The following is a 16,463-nucleotide window of genomic DNA, read 5'->3' on the forward strand; positions in this document are numbered from 1 at the left end:
TCGTAACTCAAATCTCAATAGTTTTTCTGTCCCTTTCCATGTTTTTTCTATTGATCCGTCTCGTGAAAGGTCCTTCCATGGCGGACCGGGTCGTAGCGCTTGATACGATAGGTATCAACCTGATCGGTTTTATCGGGCTGCTTATGATTATGCAGAATACCATTTTGTACGCAGAAGCACTGCTTATTATTGCTATTCTCGCCTTCATCAGCACCCTTTCCTTCGCGAAATTCCTGGAAGGAGGGATTGTCATTGATAGTGGAAATTCTGATTAGTATTTTCCTTCTTCTCGGCTCCGGTCTGAGCCTGCTCGGTTCATTCGGCATTCTAAGGTTTCCGGATGTTTACGGGAGACTGCATTCTGCTACAAAAAGTGCTACTCTTGGGGTTATCGGTATTCTTACCGGAACGTTCATCTACTTTATAGCAGTTCAGGGTGTGTTTGCAGGTAAGATCCTCCTTGGAATATTGTTTGTTTTCCTTACCGCACCTCTTGCAGGTTTCATGATTTCACGGACAGCGTACAGAATGAACGTGAAAATTTCAGACAGAACAGTCCAGGACGATCTAAAAAAGTACCGGGAGAATACGCCGGAAAAATAATCAAAAAAGCTGTCCCCTCGGGGGACAGCTTTTTTCAGAATGTTGATTAAGTCTTGGTTTCAGAATAATGATTCTTCTGAGCGTATAGCTTTCTCCTGCACTCCCCGGCGGAGGCGAAAGCAGGGAAATGCATAGGCATGTATAAAAAACACTTTATAAACAGCTTTTTTCAGCGTATTGAGTAAGTCTTATTTTAAAATAATCATGCTTTTGGTCAGGCGTGGACTTTTTCATAGCGTTTTTTAAAACAGCTCAGCATAAGCCGAATGACGTTCGGATTCAGAAAGCAGCGGGAGTAATGTTACGAACAGTTACCCCATTTTATTTATAAATATTTTTGAAAAATCCGGCTGCCTCCCCCTGCTTAAGAAAGTCACCTTCCTCTCCGCTCCATTTCATGACGCCCGGCTCGGCAAGCAGGATAACACTTGACCCGAACCCGAAAGAGGCAAACTCCTCCCCTTTCGTTAATTCCCGGCGCGTGTGCGTGTAATGAACACTGTTCACGTTCAGAGCTCCTACTTTAACAACTGCGAGTCTTCCTCCGGGCGTATCCATTTCCGTTATAAGCCGGTAGTTGGAAGCGAGCGGCTGAATCCCAAATTGAAAAGCGAGGTCATTCACCGGTTCCGAATAATCTCCGAGAGCCCATCTTGCAGTAACTATCCCGTCCGCCGGACTGTGAATCCGGTGATACTCTTTTGGTGAGAGATAAAACACCCCGTACGTTCCCCCGGCGTATTTCTCCACCTTTTTTTCGATACGAAGAAGCGAAGCAAGGCTGTGTTCTTTGCCTTTAACTGAAAAGTGATCATCTGCAGTTAATTCCCCACATGCAGTCAGCACTCCATCAACAGGACTGACCACTGATTTTTCCAGCTGGGACACCGGGCGTGAGCCCGGCTTCAGCTCTCTCATAAAGAATTCCTGAAGGGAGCCATATTGTTTAAGCTCCTCTGCGAGTTCTGCTTTATTTATGTTGAACGTATCTGCAAATGATGCGATTAAATATCTGCTCGCACCGCTTTCTGCCATTTTTTTTAAAAGAAAAGCATAGAAAGGATTATGTGATAAATCCATAAGCAGACGATAGGTTTCTTTTTTCATAACCGGCACCTCATTTATCTCCCTTACTATTTGTTTTATACTGGAGACAGCATAACCTTATAGAAAAGTATTTTTTTATATCCGCGAAATTCATTATACCAGAAAAAAACACTATAAAATAACCTGTCTGCCTCTTTATAAATTACCGGTCCTATCGGTAAAGTCTGACGGGCGGCGAAAGGAGTACAATTATGCAGGTCATACTTTCACACAACAACCTGGACTTCGATGCACTTGCCTCTATGATCGCTGCAGGTAAGCTGTTCCCTGACGCCTCCGCAGTGCTTCCTTCGAGAACGACTTCTGAAGTAGAACACTTTATAACTATTTATAAAAACGTTTTTCCTTTCCTGCGTCCGAATGAATGTTCCTGGGAAGAGGTAACCGAAGTCATTCTTGTTGATACGTCTCTTATCGACAGACAGCTGCCTGAATATCTCTACAGCCTTCCCGTTCATATATATGATCATCATACGGAACAGGAGCCTCCGATGGAAAATATTATAACCTATCACTGTGAGGGCGTCGGAGCCACTATTACACTTCTGAGTGAAAAACTGCGGGCCGAAAATTTTTCTGTTACACCGCTCGAGGCTACTGTTTTTGCCCTTGGTCTTTATTCAGATACAGATTCCTTTACCCTCCCGGGAACAACACCGCGTGATCTGCAGGCAGGCGCCTATTTCCTCACCGAAGGTGCCAATCTGAAAGTAGTCGATCAGTTCCGGGAAGTGCCCCTGACCCAAAGCCAGCAGCACCTCTTTCAAAAACTGCTTGAAGAAAGCGACGTACATACTGTTCACGGAATGGAAATTATGACTTCCTTTCTGGAGCAGGATGAATACACAGGGCACCTGGCACACATTACGAGAAAACTGCTTCAGATTTCAGGACTCGATGGAGTTATTGCTGTAGTAAGAATGGGCAGGAAAATTTTCGTAACCTGCCGTGCCCAGACCGAACACATCGATTTCAGGCCTGTTGTAAAAAAACTTGGCGGAGGCGGACACCCCCAGGCAGCTTCCGCCACCCTGAAAGATAAACAGCTTCACGATGTGCGTGGAATCATCGAGGAAACACTCCCTAAAGCTGTCCTCCCCGCTCTAACAGCCCGGGACATCATGACTTCTCCTGTCCGTGTTATCGCGCCGGAAACAGCAGTGGAAACGGCCTCGAAAATGCTCTATCGTTATGGACACAGTGGATTTCCTGTTGCCGACAGCGGCAGACTGGCTGGCATTATTTCACGCAGAGATATTGACAAGGCCCTCCATCACGGCCTCGGTCATGCCCCTGTCAAAGGGTTCATGCAGCATGATCCATTCTGGATTACCGAAGATGCCCGCTTGGAATCCATACGCACAATGATGATGGATGAGCAGATCGGCCGGCTGCCCGTACTAAAAGAAGGGGAAATGATCGGGATCGTTTCACGGACAGATGTTATTCAGGCTATGCACGGCTTTTCTGTGTATGACCGTCCGGCAGAATTTTCCTCCCCGATCAAAAGACAGGTAGCCAAAACGATGGAACACAGTTTTCCTCCCGTTCTTCTGGAACTTTTGAAGCAGGTGCAGAAAAAATGTGACGAGCTGGACGTAAAAGCTTTTTTAATCGGCGGTATTGTCCGGGATATGTTCTTAAATATCCCGAACGAGGATCTTGATATTGTAGTGGAAGGAGATGCGGTGACTGCAGGAGAAAAACTCGTAGAAGAATACGGCGGGAAACTGCGCTCTCATGATATTTTCCGGACAGCAACCTGGTCCCACCCCGGAGGCTATAAAATTGATCTTACAAGTGCCAGAACGGAATATTATGATTTCCCTGCTGCTCTTCCAAATGTAGAACCTTCCACTATCAAGGAAGATCTTTACAGGAGAGACTTCACCGTTAACACGCTGGCTGTTTCAATTAACCGGGAAACGTATGGTGAACTGACGGATTATTTTAATGGGTTAAAGGATATTTACGCAAAAAGATTAAAAGTACTTTACAATCTGAGCTTTGTGGAGGATCCTACAAGAATTCTCCGCGCACTCCGTTTTGAATCACGTTTTGGTTTCCGGATGGAACCTCAGACGAAATTTCTGGCTGAAGAAAATATGCATCTTCTCGGATCCGTTTCCTATGCACGTCTGTCCGACGAACTGTCCCGGCTGTTCTTAAATTCAGACCCCCGCATAGGTACTGAGCGGCTTATTGCTTTTTCAGCAGGAAATGCTCTTTTTAAAGAAACAGCTGCCCATACGCTTACTTCCCTCCGGGTCCGGAGACTGAGCAGATATGAAACGTTATTTAAGAAATGCGGCTGCAGCTTTCCATCCAGCATATGGATCGGCTACTGGCTTCAGTTTCTTCCACCTAAACTGGAAGCTGTGCAGGAGCTTCCCGCTTATTCCCTGAATAAGCAGGATGAAAAAGCTTCCCTGACCTGGGTCCAGTGGCTCGAGGAGAACCGGCTTCAGGAGTGGAACTATACAGAAACGGCCTCTCTCCATAAAATTTTCGTTCACATTCCCGTTCACATTATTCTTCCTTTTGCCACAGCATTTGCACCAGAAAAACTTCTGCAGAAAATAACCCGTTATCTATACCGAAGGGAAACTGCTTCAGACTGGCTGACTGGAAAGGATTTAATTCAGGCAGGCTACCGGCCCGGACCGGACTTTTCCAAAATACTTTTTGCAGCAGATATTAAAAAATTGGAATATCCGGAGACAACTAAAGCGGAGCTGCTCGATTTTGTTTCCGACCTTTCTTTCAGTAAATAGCATCCCCCGGCAGAAGGCGCATTCGTTCATCCGCAGCCATGCAAAACCAGAAAAATTGGCTTTCAGCATTCGGACATACATCGTTTTTCCACCTGAAACAATGGCACAGCTGAAAATCATTGGTTACATTCGGAAATATTATTGTGCCATGTTAACTTAAGGGGGGATATTATGAAACTGCGTGAAACAATGCCTGAACTTAAGGGTGTTTCGGGGTGGCTCAATACAGCTGGGAATGAAGAACCTGCAGTACAAAAACCGGTTTTGATTCATTTCTGGTCTGCCAGCTCTCCTGTCTGCAGAGAATCTATGCCTGATTTAAATAACATCCGGGATGATTTTGAGGCAGATATGCATTTTATTGCCGTTCACGTTCCCCTTTTGGAGGAGGATGTTTACCGATCTGTTATAAAAGAAACAGCCGAAAACCTGAACATTATCCAGCCGGTCGCTCTGGATAACCAGAGAGTGCTGGCTGACGCTTTTGAACTTCCAAAAGTCCCTGCCTATTACGTGTTTGACAGGAACGGCAGACTGCGTCATTTTCAAAAAGGCGGCCGCGGTATGAAAATGCTGCGAAGGCGTATCGAACGGGTCCTGAACAGGAGTAAATAGAACCTGTTCATAGGCTGTATTCCGAGGCGAAGCATTGATACTTTCCAATTATACTGAGTACTCTTCTGCCGAGTCCGGTGTTTAATGGGTTCCTTCCGACTAGCTCCCCCTTAAAACTTTCAGCTGTCTGCTTGGCATGCCGGTCCCTGCTGTGTTAAATTTATAAAGAAGACTTATGAATGAGGAGATGAACAGAATGAGTGTACATATCGGAGCCGAACAAGGAGAAATTGCAGAGGCTATTCTGCTTCCCGGCGATCCCCTGCGGGCCAAATATATAGCGGACAACTTTCTTGAAGATGTAACACAATACAACGATGTACGGGGAATGTATGGGTTTACCGGTACTTATAAAGGGGAGCGTGTTTCTGTACAGGGTACAGGGATGGGAGTTCCTTCCATCTCGATTTACGCCCACGAACTGATTAACAGCTACAATGTTAAAAAGCTTATCCGCGTAGGCACGTGCGGTGCGATTCAAAAAGATGTTAAAGTGCGTGACGTCATTATTGCGATGAGTGCAACGAGCAACTCCGGCGTGAACAAACAGTATTTTAATGGTATCGATTTCGCTCCTACCGCCGATTTTGCCCTTCTTAAAAAAGCTTATGACGGAGCAGTTGCCCAGGGGCTTCAGGTAAATGTAGGAAATGTCTTCACGAGCGATGTATTTTATAATGAGGACGAAAATCTTATTCCGATGCTTGCCCGTCATCAAGTGCTGGCTGTAGAAATGGAAACTTCCGCCCTGTATACAATTGCAGCCCGCTTCAACGTGCAGGCTCTGTCTGTTCTCACTGTAAGTGATCATATTCTCACTGGTGAAGAAACGTCTTCACAGGAGCGCCAGGAAACATTTAACGAAATGGTTCATGTAGCTCTCGCTGCCGCTGTTGACCACCAGGCTTAAAGATACCCTGGATATCAAAAAGCTGTCCTCGTCGAAATGACTGATGGACAGCTTTTTTAATTTTGGATTTTGGTCCCTGCCGTATTATTGAAAACAGGCAGCAGCGGAACCATTAATATATTAGTTCGACGAGACTTGTCTTTTCTACGGGACCAAAATAATAAGAAGGATCAATGTCTTCCAGTGCCTGATGAATAGCATTTTTTTCGTATTTTGTTCCGGTCAGACGCTGTTCAATTTCCTTGACATCTCCGACACCGAAAAAATCCCCGAATATTTTACTTTCGGTAATTTTCCCTTTGGAAACATTCAGCCGCACATCGATTGTCCCTGCTCCTTCAAATCTTTTGGAACGCTGAAGATCAAACTTCGGAGATCTTCCGTAGTTCCACTCCCAATTTTTATATCTTTCTTCTGCGAGTTTCTCAATTTCCTTCCATTCTTCCGGAGTAAATCTTTTTACCGGAATATCCCCCTCCTTGAAAATATAGCTGAGAATAATTTGTTTCAGCTCTTCCACATCAATTTCTTTTTCGATAAGTTCGTTTATATTTGCTACTCTGGCACGGACTGATTTAATTCCTTTGGAACGGATTTTTTCTTCGTTGACGTTAAGTGAGTCCACAATGTTCTCCATTTTCACATCGACAAGCAGCGTCCCATGGCTGAACATCTTACCTTTCGTCGAATACTGGGCGTTCCCGGAGATTTTTCGTTCCCCTACCTGAATATCATTCCGGCCGCTCAATTCGGCGTGCACACCGAGTTCCTGGAGCGCCTCGATCACAGGACGGGTAAACTTCGCATAATTGGAAAAGCTGTTTCCGTCATCTTTTGTTAAGAAGCTGAAGCTTAAATTACCGAGGTCCTGATAGACCGCTCCTCCACCGGACAGCCGGCGCACAACTTTCACGCCATTGTCCTCCACAAATTTTTTGTTAATTTCCTGATGAGTATTTTGATTTTTTCCTATAATTATGCAAGGCTCGTTGACGTAAAAAAGCAGATACGTCTGATCGGCTGGAAGCTGCTTCAGGGCGTATTCCTCTAGAGCGAGGTTGATCCCCGGATCGGTTATGTTTTCGTTATCAATAAAGATCATCATTCTTCCTCCTTCTAAAATAGCTCTATTTATTTTATCATATTTTTTGATTTCCCATGATCAGCCGGCTCCGGAAGCTTCTTCGCTTTAAAAAATATATGATACAATAAAAAACACAAAATTAATGTTTCTTTTTCACAAAAAAGGTCTATTAAGTATAGTGCAGGGATTTGTATTTATAACTGTATATATGGGCAGCTGTAAAAGAAGTAACAGCATCTTCAAAATACAGTAACTAGAATTTCCTGTAACAGAACGGCCGTTGACAGTGTGGTTTAGATAGAAACAGAATAGTTATTTTATAATTCAGGAGGCGTCCGCATGGAATATGTTACTTTGAACAATGGTCAGACTATGCCGAAGCTCGGATTCGGCGTATGGCAGGTTGAAAACGACGAAGCCGAGAAAGCCGTGAAAAATGCAGTAAAAGCCGGGTACCGCTCGATTGACACGGCGATGATCTATAAAAATGAAGAAGGTGTCGGAAGAGCGCTTAAGGCAATTGATGTTCCGCGCGAAGAAATGTTTATAACTACAAAGGTGTGGAATGCCGATCAGGGCTACGACAATACGATTAAAGCGTTTGAAGCCAGTCTGGAGCGTCTCGGCCTTGAATATGTAGATATGTATTTAATCCACTGGCCGGTGCCCGAACACGATAACTACGTGGAAACATATCAGGCAATGGAAAAACTGTACGAACTTGGCCGGGTAAAAGCCATCGGCGTGTGTAACTTTGATCAGAACCACATTGAAAGGCTGCTGGAGGAGTGCAGCGTGCCCCCTGCTGTCAACCAGGTGGAGTGCCATCCTTTTCTGGCCCAGAATGAATTGAAGGACTTCTGCCGGAGTAACGATATTTTTATAGAAGCGTGGAGCCCTCTTATGCAGGGAGGAGAGGTTCTGAATCATCCTGTTATTCAGTCCATTGCAGACGATCACTCGAAAACGGGTGCACAGGTTATACTCCGCTGGCACCTTCAAAACGATTCCATCGTTATTCCTAAATCAGTTACTCCCGAACGAATTAAAGAAAATATTGATGTTTTTGATTTCGAACTTTCAGACAATGAAATGGATCTGATCAATAATCTTGACCGGGGTATCCGCAAAGGTCCTAAACCTGCTGAAATGAACCGGCTGTAAAGATCTTTTTAAAGATGGAAAAACGATAAATATGTTTATAAAAGATCAGGCCTGCCGTGGGGATCGTCGTCAGCTGTTTGCCCTCCGGCTTTGAAAAGGATCTTCCGGCTTCGCTTTTTCCCACCGGCCTCCCCGCCGGACGTTCCGGAGAAAAAAAGCCTCTCCTGAATGGAAGAAAGGGCGGAATCAACACGTTTTTTAGAAGAGAAACCTTCTTTTTATTTTCCTGGTGGAGCTGAAGCCGGCCCGCCCGGAAAGCTTCCTGCGGAGGCGGAAGCAGGGAAATGTCTACGCATGTACAAAAAATACTTTATAAACAGCCTGGATCGGGCCTGCCGGAGTTGCCGGCAGGCCCGATCAGTTTATTAATGAAGTTTTTTATCGGAATAGATGCCCTGCCGGCTGAATCACTGCCGTGGGTCATTTATCATATACTGAAGCTGTTTCAACTTCACCTGACGAATCTTTTTGATGAACTGCTATATGCTCAGTATGCCTGTACACCAGTTTCAGCAGCATAATGTGCCATTTTTTCGTAAAGTCTTTTTTCTTCCGTAAAGTCTTTTTTCTTCCGTACACTCATCCCCGATGGATTGTTCAGATCGAGGGAAACGGTGCCTTCAAATTCATAAGTGGCATTTCCACGCAGTTTGATATAAAAGTTTTCGTCTTTTTTATTCACAACTGTCTGCACCATGCCTCCCGGGTTATAGACAGTAATAACTTCGTTAAACGGCTGACCTCCGAGAATGCAGGACACAAGTGTGGAAGCCGACATAGCCGTTCCACAGGCATTCGTTAAACCCACTCCCCGTTCATAAGTCCGGACGAAGATTTTTTGATTTGCGAGGATTTTTACAAAACTCACGTTTGTACCGTTCGGAAAAAGCTGCCTGTTGTCGTTCGCTCGTTCTCCCGCAGACTGGACTGTACTGTCGTCCACATTATCAACTACTGCTGCGAGATGGGGATTAGGAACGCTCAAAGCAGTGAAGGATATGTCTTCCTTAATTTCCGGAAGAGGAGTGTTTATCCACTCAGCTTTCTTTGTGATCATTGGAAGGGAAGCAGGATCGAATGAAACGGGTTCAATTGCCACTTCAAACGTGCGGATTCCTTCATAAATTTCTGGAACTTCCGCCACCGGCAGATCAGCTTTCATAGTTTCAAACACGAGCTCCTTTTTACCGGTACGGTCAATGGCATATCTGGCTGCACAGCGCAGACCGTTTCCGCACATTTCTGCTTCACTTCCGTCAGAATTAAACATGCGCATCCTTACATCAGCCGTTGTACTGCTCATGACGAAAAGAATTCCATCCGACCCTATCGGTCCGCCCCGGCGGCTGAGCTGAACCGCGAGCATTTTTCTTTCTTCTTCTGAAAACGAATAATCATTATTCCATTCATCAATAATTATAAAATCATTGCCTGAACCGTGACATTTTAAAAATTCCAGATCCACTTTATCTTCTCCTTTTATTAAGTTTTAAAGCCATGTTTCTACATATTGCCAGGGGCATTACGGGAAAAGTATTTGAATACGTCCAATGGATTTCGTTTTTCGTCCGCAGACAGATAAAGGGAATCCTCCGGAGTCTTCCAAAAAAAGCCTTCATAACACACTGTGTTATGAAGGCTTTTTTGAACCGTCAGGCTTTGGACCGCCAGCTTTAACAGCAGTCGCTGCTGCCATTGTTCATGACAAGTCCACCGCCGTCGTCTGTCTGCTGAAAAGCAAGTTCCAGATTTCCAGACTGCTCGTGGGCAACCCGGTCAAAAGCTACCTGGAGCCCGTTGATTTCTTCCACAATATCTTCTTCTGCCGGCGCATCCAGCGCCAGTCCAAGCTGAGGCCCTCCTCAGCCCATACCTGCTGTGAAGATTTTAATGTTGGAAGCTTCGTGTTCTTTCATAATATCAGTAATATACTGCTTTGCTTTTTCAGTAATCTGCATGATTTCACCTCTTTTACAGCTTTTCTTCAAGTATTTTATCAATAAAATCATAAGAAAACAATTACTCTGCCTCATTTCCACTTAAACCTTCTATAAAGGTTTCCGCATTATGTCTCATCATATCTATATACGAGGCTGCTTCGCTTCCTTCCTCTCCTATTGCGTCAGTATACACTTCTCCGGCAATTTCCACTCCGGAGTTATCCGCCACCGTCTCCATGTAACGTGGATCAACGGTTGACTCTACGAATACAGCCGGAACTTCTCTTTCCTGGATGACATCGATGATCCGGTTAATCTGTCCGCTCGTTCCTTCCTCATGAGAATTCATTTCCCAGATTCCATCGGAGTCAAAGCCGAAATCTTCTGCAAAATATTTAAACGCATTTTCACTGACAATGATCATACGCTGATCTTCCTCAATTTCCGCTGTACCCTCTTCGATTTCAGCTGAAAGATCTTCTATCTCCTGTTTATAATTTTCAGCGTTTTCTTCGAATATTTCTGCTCCTTCCGGGTCTCTTTCTGAAAGGTCGGCAGTAATATTATCAATATAATACTCTGCATTCTTTGGGCTCAGCCAGGCATGGGGATCAGGAGCCTCTTCTCCTTCCAGCGGAATCGGTTCAACTCCTTCTGATATTTCAATAATCTCCGTATCTGCCGCATTATCCATTATCCGCTCCAGCCATTCTTCAAGATTAAGTCCATTTGTGTAAAATACATCCGATTCGTTTACTTTTCTAAAATCGCTCGGTACAGGTTCGTATTCATGGGGTTCTTCTCCGATCGGCACAATATAATCAACTTCGCCCCGTTCTCCAAGAACTGCCTCGGTCATGTCTGCCAGTACAGAAAAACTGGCTGTCACATAAAGACCTTCACCGATATTACCTTCATTTCCGCCTTTGGCTTCCTCATTATTACTTCCGCACGCCGAAAGCAGGAAGAGCGACAGGCCAGATAAAACAAATATTTTTTTCATGTGCATGTTCCTTCACTTCTCCTAACGTATTTTTACTCTGGTTATAAATGTTTCTCCAAGGAAACATTTTCTCAATTATAATAATTAAAATGTTTGTTGTAAAGGAAAATAATTTGCCCTTAGGCAAATTATTTATATTTCGTTTCCCGAATTTTTCTGCTACGATATACATAATTCAATTTCAAGGAGGCATTTGATGAATAAACGAACAGTAACGATCAACGATTTGGATAAACTACATATGATACAGGAGCCGGTCTTTTCCCCTGACGGTAAAAAGCTGGCATTCGTACGAAAGAAAATAACGGGGGATGACTACTGCTCCCACCTCATTGTGCAGGACGTGACTTCCTCAGAGTCAGTACAATGGACATTTGGAAACGGCACAGCAGCCAGCCCTCAGTATTCCCCGGATGGAAAATGGCTCATTTTCAGCGGCACAAAAAGCACCGGTGATAAACCCCAGCTTTTTTTGTTTGCAGTAGACGGTGGAGAAGCAGAACAGTTAACGGACCTTCCTGAAGGAGCATACCGCCCTCGATGGAACGAAGATTCTTCCGAAATTCTTTTCTCAACTCCACTGGCACCCGGCGGAGACCCTGTAGTCCCTGAAGAAATATCAAAAAAGCCGGAGCCGCTAATAATTGACTCATTAAAATACAAATCAGATGCTGCGGGATTTTTTACAGACAAACGAAAGCAGCTGGCTGTGTTATCTCTTTCCACAAAAAAAATAAACGTACTTACAGAAGAAAATTTTGATCTGGCACCTGCTGACTGGGACCAAAAAGGCGGTCAAATTCTTTACCTTGCCGATAAACACGAAGATTCCTCCGTGGGAACTGACCTTTATCTTTTTAATAGAAAAAGCGGGCAGCATAAGAAAATCATGCAGGGGGCTTTTTCCCAGGCTTCGTTTTCCCCTGACGATACAAAAATAGCTGTGCTTGGACATGAACAGGAATTTAAAGGGGCGACGCAGAGTAAAGTCTGGGTGTATGATGTGGAATCAGCGCAGGCCGCTTGTTTAACAGGCCGTAACGATCTTGGTTTTACCGATACAATGATCGGTGATATTCAATCTGCTTCTTCCAGTGACGGTCCTTATTGGAGAGAGGACGGAAAAGCAGTTTACGCCTCTGCCTCCTATCACGGCAGTACTAATTTGTATGAAATTACGACAGATGGTACCGTAACCCCAAAAACAGAAGGAAACCATCACGTCTTTGCTTATGCTGTACACGCCCCGACAGGTGCAGCTGCCGCAGCCATCAGCCGTCCGGACGACCCGGGAGAAATCTATTTTTCGCCCCTTGAGGCCCCCGACTGGAAGCAGCTCACTTCGCTGCACGAATCTTTTCATGAAGAGATTCACCTGTTTTCGCCGGAGGAAATCTGGTTTAAGACAAAAGATGGACTGGACCTGCAAGGATGGGTCATACGACCGGATCATTCAGCTGGGGAGGGGCTGCTTGAGATTCATGGAGGCCCCCACGCGATGTACGGCAGCACGTTTTTCCACGAAATGCAGCTTTTAGCTTCCCGGGGATATACAGTTTTTTATTGCAACCCGCGGGGCAGCCACGGCTATGGGCAGCAGTTTGTTGATGCTGTAAGGGGGGATTACGGAGGAATGGACTATGAGGACATTATGAGCTTTACAGACGAAGTCCTTAACCGCTTTGAAGAAATCGATAAAGACAGGCTCGGGGTTACAGGAGGAAGCTATGGTGGTTTCATGACCAACTGGATAACCGCCCACACAGACCGCTTTAAAGCGGCTGCTACGCTGCGATGTATATCCAACTGGATCAGTTTCTACGGAGTGAGCGATATTGGCTACTTCTTTACAGAATGGGAAGTTGGCCGGGACTTTCTCGACGATCCGGATACGCTGTGGGCACACTCCCCTCTTAAATACGTCAGCCGGATGAAGACACCACTGCTGATTATGCACGGTGAACAAGACTTAAGGTGCCCGATTGAACAGGCAGAACAGCTTTTTGTGTCCTTGAAGAAACTTGGACGCTCTACCAGATTTATACGCTTTCCAGAAGCAAATCACGATCTTTCACGCAGCGGTCCGCCACATCTCCGCAGAAGACGTCTGGAGGAACTTGCAGCCTGGTTTGATGAGTATCTGCGTTGAAACAGTGCAGAGGACAGGGTGGTTTCTGCATGCTACAATACAGTCAGTAACTGTTGAAAGGAGGCTGTCTATTGTCCTGTCTTCCCGAAAATCTGCATCATTATTTTAAACAGCGAAAAGCTGGTGTGCTTGATTCTGAACAGTACAGACGATACGCCATCTTTGTACCTCTTGCAGTAGAGGATGGAGAATTAAGCGTTATTTTTGAAGTGCGTTCCGAATTTGTACCGCAGCCGGGGGAAATTTGTTTTCCCGGCGGCAGGATTGATGAAGGTGACAGCAGTGCCTCTGCGGCTGCAGAAAGAGAACTATGTGAAGAGCTCGGTGTTTCTCCGGAAGAAGTGGAAATTACTGGAGAGCTGGATTACATGGTTACTCCCTCCAAATCGATGATTTTTCCTTTTCTTGGAGAAATTAAGAACAGTTCTGTGCTGGAACCGAACCCTGGAGAAGTGAAGGAGATTTTTTCAGTGCCTTTAAAGGATCTTCTCGAAATGGAACCTTATGAGCATCGTATTCAGCTCGCTGTCCAGCCGGAGGATGGTTTCCCCTATCACCTGATTCCAAACGGCGAAGACTATCCGTGGAGTGCGGGGGTTATATACGAACATTTTTACCAGTATAAAAATTATATTATCTGGGGACTCACCGCACGCATTCTTACACATGTTCTGGAAGAAATGAAAAAAGCCCGGACCACAGTTTAAAGTGGCCGGGCTTTTTGTATGTGATGTCATCCTCTGCGGCGTATTTCCTCAAGCATGAGCAGTACCATCTTCGCGGAGTTTACTGAAGCTGTTTCTAAAAATTCGTCGTAGGATATTTTTGCATCCTGTCCTGCAATGTCTGACAGGGATCGAATTATAACGAATGGGCATTGAAACTGATAGCAGACTTGAGCGATGGCCCCTGCTTCCATCTCTGACGCATAGGCATCTTCAAATCGGCTGCGTATTAAAATTTCCTGTTCAACACTGCTTATAAAAGAGTCTCCGGAAATAATCAATCCTTCTACAGAGTTAATACCAACCTCCCCAGCGCATTCTTTCGCCACTCCGACTAAAAATTCATCCGGTTCGTAAAAAGCCGGCATACGGGGTACCTGGCCGTATTCGTATCCAAAAACAGTAGCATCTACATCATTGTACCGCACTTCGCTGGAGACCACGATATCCCCGACATTCAAGCTTTTGTAAAATCCTCCGGCTGAACCGGTATTTATAATATAGTCCGGGTAAAAAAGCTGATTGAGAAGTGTCGTACTAACAGCAGCATTTACTTTCCCAATACCGGATTTACCAACTATAACATCTAATCCCTGAAGCGTTCCCTCATAAAATTCACACCCTGCGATCACAGTTTCAGAAACGTTTTTCAATTCCGACTTCAGAAGCTCTACTTCTTCCTCCATAGCACCGATTATTCCAATACGCATGTAAACATCCTTTCCTGCCGGTTTATTTTCATTTTTTTATCTTACCCTACAAATAAAACATAAACAAGCAGTAACTGGAATGCAGAAAGAGACTTTCCTTTATTATTGCCGGATAATAGTTTTGAGATGTATTCTCTTTGGTTCCTTTAGAAAAATATCAAAAAGATCGGTATAATTTTTTTCAATAGTTTATACTGCGTCTGTATTTAAATAGCTATGTTAAAGTTCACTGACTGCTGGAGATACACTTCGCTTCCAACCGTCCTGCTGTGGACAAGGAGGGACTCCGGAGCGATGAAGACCGAGCCGAAGATCTATTCTATCCGACGGGAGAAGGATGGAATTAACTGAGGCCGCTCCGTTCGGAAAACATCTCCAGGAAAACGAAAGCAGACATTCATTTTTTATTTTCAAGGCACCCTTTAAATTGCCGGGCTGTTCCGATAAAATCATAGATGGAACAGGAGGGTGTATTATGATTTTAAGACCAGATGCGATCCATGATAAAGTAGAATTTTTTGAAGCGGCAGACCTTCAGAGGCTGGAAGAACAAATTCAGCAGAAAATTGATATTAATGCCGATCTGCTCCTGGAAGTCCATCACGTAACTTATCAAGTGGTAGCGGACGATAAAACAGGCAGAAACTACGCAACAGCTTCTGTTCATTTTAAACAGCGGAGCAGCCGGTAACCGTAAGCTTATATGTGAAAAACAACTCCACAAACAACCTGAAAACCTGCCGGACCTTATCCGGCAGGTTTTCCTGTTCGTGAAGTTTTATTCACTTAAGTGTTTAGCTTTTTTGATTTTAATAAGGATTGGAATTGAGACGTTCTACACTTACTGGCTGCCAGCCTTCATTTTCAACCCACTCCAGGTGAACACGGTAAGGCCGGTCACGATCTCCGTCAGAGGCACTGACAGTTCCTACAGCCGAATACTGATCACCGCCGTTTTCAAGCCGGTGGACGTTCAGTTCATCTTCATTTGAAGGGAGCCCGGTCGCATAGCTGATTGCTTCGATCATTTCATTCCAGTTCTGCCCTCCACGGTCAAAGTTCAGGGAAAAATTGTCCTGTGACGTTCCTATCGGCTCCCATTCCCCATCTTCAGGTGCTTCATTATTTTCGTTGTTCTCATTGTTTTCGTTATTGTCGTTTTCATTGTTACCGGTATTATCGTTGTTTTCGTTATTTTCATTATTTTCGTTGTTTCCTTCATTCGAATTATTTTCGTTGTTTTCTTCATTCGAATTATTTTCGGCATTGCCGCTGTTGTTTTCGAGATTTTCTCTTCCGGCATTCAGATTATTATCAAAGCTGTTATCATTATTATTTGTCCCGGTATCTGAGCCGTTGTTTACTGAAATATTTTCCGTGCTGTTATTTTCATTACTATCGGTTGCTGTTTCGTCCGAGCCTCCTCCTATAATCAGCCCGATGCTCACGACTACTATGAGAAGTGCTACCATACCTATGGATAAGTTTAAAACGGTGTTCAGCTTCCGGTTTTTCTTCTGTCCGGAGCGTTGTGGAATATTATTACTCACTTTTTTAAATCCTCCCTTGCCTGCTTTCCTATTCTTTCGTTATTATAAGCTATTTCGGCTTAAAATTCGACATAATGAAAGACTTTCAACTTTTTTTTGCAATTGCTTCTCTACAGTTCATCCTTTATT

At 44.5% G+C, this 16,463-nt stretch carries 17 protein-coding genes; 10 read left to right on the forward strand and 7 right to left on the reverse strand.

Features of this window, described 5'->3' with window-relative positions; genetic code table 11:
- The first annotated feature begins 38 nt into the window (after positions 1-38).
- Positions 39-275, forward strand: coding sequence for a Na(+)/H(+) antiporter subunit F1 (locus tag C6Y45_RS01350; RefSeq protein ID WP_245922451.1), 237 nt, complete (start codon positions 39-41; stop codon positions 273-275).
- Entirely contained in the window at positions 256-603 is a 348-nt protein-coding gene (gene mnhG / locus C6Y45_RS01355) for a monovalent cation/H(+) antiporter subunit G (RefSeq protein WP_107583260.1), read from the forward strand. The genes C6Y45_RS01350 and mnhG overlap by 20 nt, the downstream gene beginning before the upstream one ends.
- Positions 604-924: 321 nt before the next feature.
- Here the strand turns inward: mnhG and asd are convergent, their stop codons facing one another.
- Positions 925-1,710 (reverse strand): archaetidylserine decarboxylase, encoded by a 786-nt coding sequence (asd, locus tag C6Y45_RS01360; RefSeq protein ID WP_107583210.1) that lies wholly within the window; start codon positions 1,708-1,710, stop codon positions 925-927.
- A 191-nt stretch (positions 1,711-1,901) separates the two neighbouring features.
- On the opposite strand from asd, the gene C6Y45_RS01365 reads away from it, so the two are divergent.
- The 3 genes from C6Y45_RS01365 to deoD all read left to right on the forward strand — a co-directional run bounded on the left by C6Y45_RS01365 (position 1,902) and on the right by deoD (position 6,009).
- A complete protein-coding gene (locus tag C6Y45_RS01365; RefSeq protein WP_107583212.1) occupies positions 1,902-4,484 on the forward strand; it encodes a CBS domain-containing protein in 2,583 nt (860 codons plus the stop codon).
- Positions 4,485-4,655: 171 nt separating this feature from the next.
- Complete coding sequence (locus C6Y45_RS01370) at positions 4,656-5,099, forward strand: TlpA family protein disulfide reductase (RefSeq protein WP_107583214.1); 444 nt, start codon at positions 4,656-4,658, stop codon at positions 5,097-5,099.
- A gap of 196 nt (positions 5,100-5,295) precedes the next feature.
- On the forward strand, positions 5,296-6,009 hold the full coding sequence (gene deoD, locus C6Y45_RS01375) for a purine-nucleoside phosphorylase (RefSeq protein ID WP_107583216.1): 714 nt from the start codon (positions 5,296-5,298) through the stop codon (positions 6,007-6,009).
- Between the two features lie 112 nt (positions 6,010-6,121).
- Here deoD and lplA read toward each other — a convergent pair whose 3' ends face one another.
- Complete coding sequence (gene lplA, locus C6Y45_RS01380) at positions 6,122-7,111, reverse strand: lipoate--protein ligase (protein WP_107583218.1); 990 nt, start codon at positions 7,109-7,111, stop codon at positions 6,122-6,124.
- A gap of 321 nt (positions 7,112-7,432) precedes the next feature.
- Here lplA and C6Y45_RS01385 point away from each other — a divergent pair, with 321 nt between their 5' ends.
- On the forward strand, positions 7,433-8,257 hold the full coding sequence (locus tag C6Y45_RS01385) for an aldo/keto reductase (protein ID WP_107583220.1): 825 nt from the start codon (positions 7,433-7,435) through the stop codon (positions 8,255-8,257).
- A gap of 284 nt (positions 8,258-8,541) precedes the next feature.
- Positions 8,542-8,778, forward strand: coding sequence for a hypothetical protein (locus tag C6Y45_RS01390; protein ID WP_107583222.1), 237 nt, complete (start codon positions 8,542-8,544; stop codon positions 8,776-8,778).
- Here C6Y45_RS01390 and dapF read toward each other — a convergent pair.
- The 3 genes from dapF to C6Y45_RS01405 all read right to left on the reverse strand — a co-directional run bounded on the left by dapF (position 8,745) and on the right by C6Y45_RS01405 (position 11,200).
- A complete protein-coding gene (gene dapF, locus C6Y45_RS01395; protein WP_107583223.1) occupies positions 8,745-9,722 on the reverse strand; it encodes a diaminopimelate epimerase in 978 nt (325 codons plus the stop codon). The genes C6Y45_RS01390 and dapF overlap by 34 nt on opposite strands.
- A 208-nt stretch (positions 9,723-9,930) precedes the next feature.
- The gene (locus C6Y45_RS17250; protein WP_160058054.1) at positions 9,931-10,068 is read right to left on the reverse strand and encodes a hypothetical protein; all 138 of its coding nucleotides are present in this window, start codon (positions 10,066-10,068) and stop codon (positions 9,931-9,933) included.
- 208 nt (positions 10,069-10,276) lie between these two features.
- Positions 10,277-11,200 (reverse strand): metal ABC transporter substrate-binding protein, encoded by a 924-nt coding sequence (locus tag C6Y45_RS01405; protein WP_107583261.1) that lies wholly within the window; start codon positions 11,198-11,200, stop codon positions 10,277-10,279.
- Positions 11,201-11,396: 196 nt separating this feature from the next.
- Between C6Y45_RS01405 and C6Y45_RS01410 the strand changes: the two genes are divergently transcribed.
- Together C6Y45_RS01410 and C6Y45_RS01415 are read left to right on the forward strand one after the other, a co-directional pair.
- Complete coding sequence (locus C6Y45_RS01410) at positions 11,397-13,349, forward strand: S9 family peptidase (protein WP_107583225.1); 1,953 nt, start codon at positions 11,397-11,399, stop codon at positions 13,347-13,349.
- Between the two features lie 71 nt (positions 13,350-13,420).
- Positions 13,421-14,056, forward strand: a complete 636-nt coding sequence (locus tag C6Y45_RS01415) for an NUDIX hydrolase (protein WP_107583226.1) — start codon at positions 13,421-13,423, stop codon at positions 14,054-14,056.
- Between the two features lie 26 nt (positions 14,057-14,082).
- Here the strand turns inward: C6Y45_RS01415 and mtnN are convergent, their stop codons facing one another.
- The gene (gene mtnN, locus C6Y45_RS01420) at positions 14,083-14,784 is read right to left on the reverse strand and encodes a 5'-methylthioadenosine/S-adenosylhomocysteine nucleosidase (protein ID WP_107583227.1); all 702 of its coding nucleotides are present in this window, start codon (positions 14,782-14,784) and stop codon (positions 14,083-14,085) included.
- A 475-nt stretch (positions 14,785-15,259) separates the two neighbouring features.
- Between mtnN and C6Y45_RS01425 the strand changes: the two genes are divergently transcribed.
- Positions 15,260-15,475: a DUF2536 family protein gene (locus C6Y45_RS01425; protein ID WP_107583262.1), complete on the forward strand. Its 216-nt coding sequence runs from the start codon at positions 15,260-15,262 to the stop codon at positions 15,473-15,475.
- A gap of 118 nt (positions 15,476-15,593) precedes the next feature.
- On the opposite strand, the gene C6Y45_RS01430 is transcribed toward C6Y45_RS01425, so the two are convergent.
- Positions 15,594-16,334, reverse strand: a complete 741-nt coding sequence (locus tag C6Y45_RS01430; RefSeq protein WP_107583228.1) for a YrrS family protein — start codon at positions 16,332-16,334, stop codon at positions 15,594-15,596.
- Positions 16,335-16,463 lie beyond the last annotated feature (129 nt).

This window comes from Alkalicoccus saliphilus (assembly GCF_003044065.1).
Lineage (GTDB): Bacteria > Bacillota > Bacilli > Bacillales > Salisediminibacteriaceae > Alkalicoccus > Alkalicoccus saliphilus.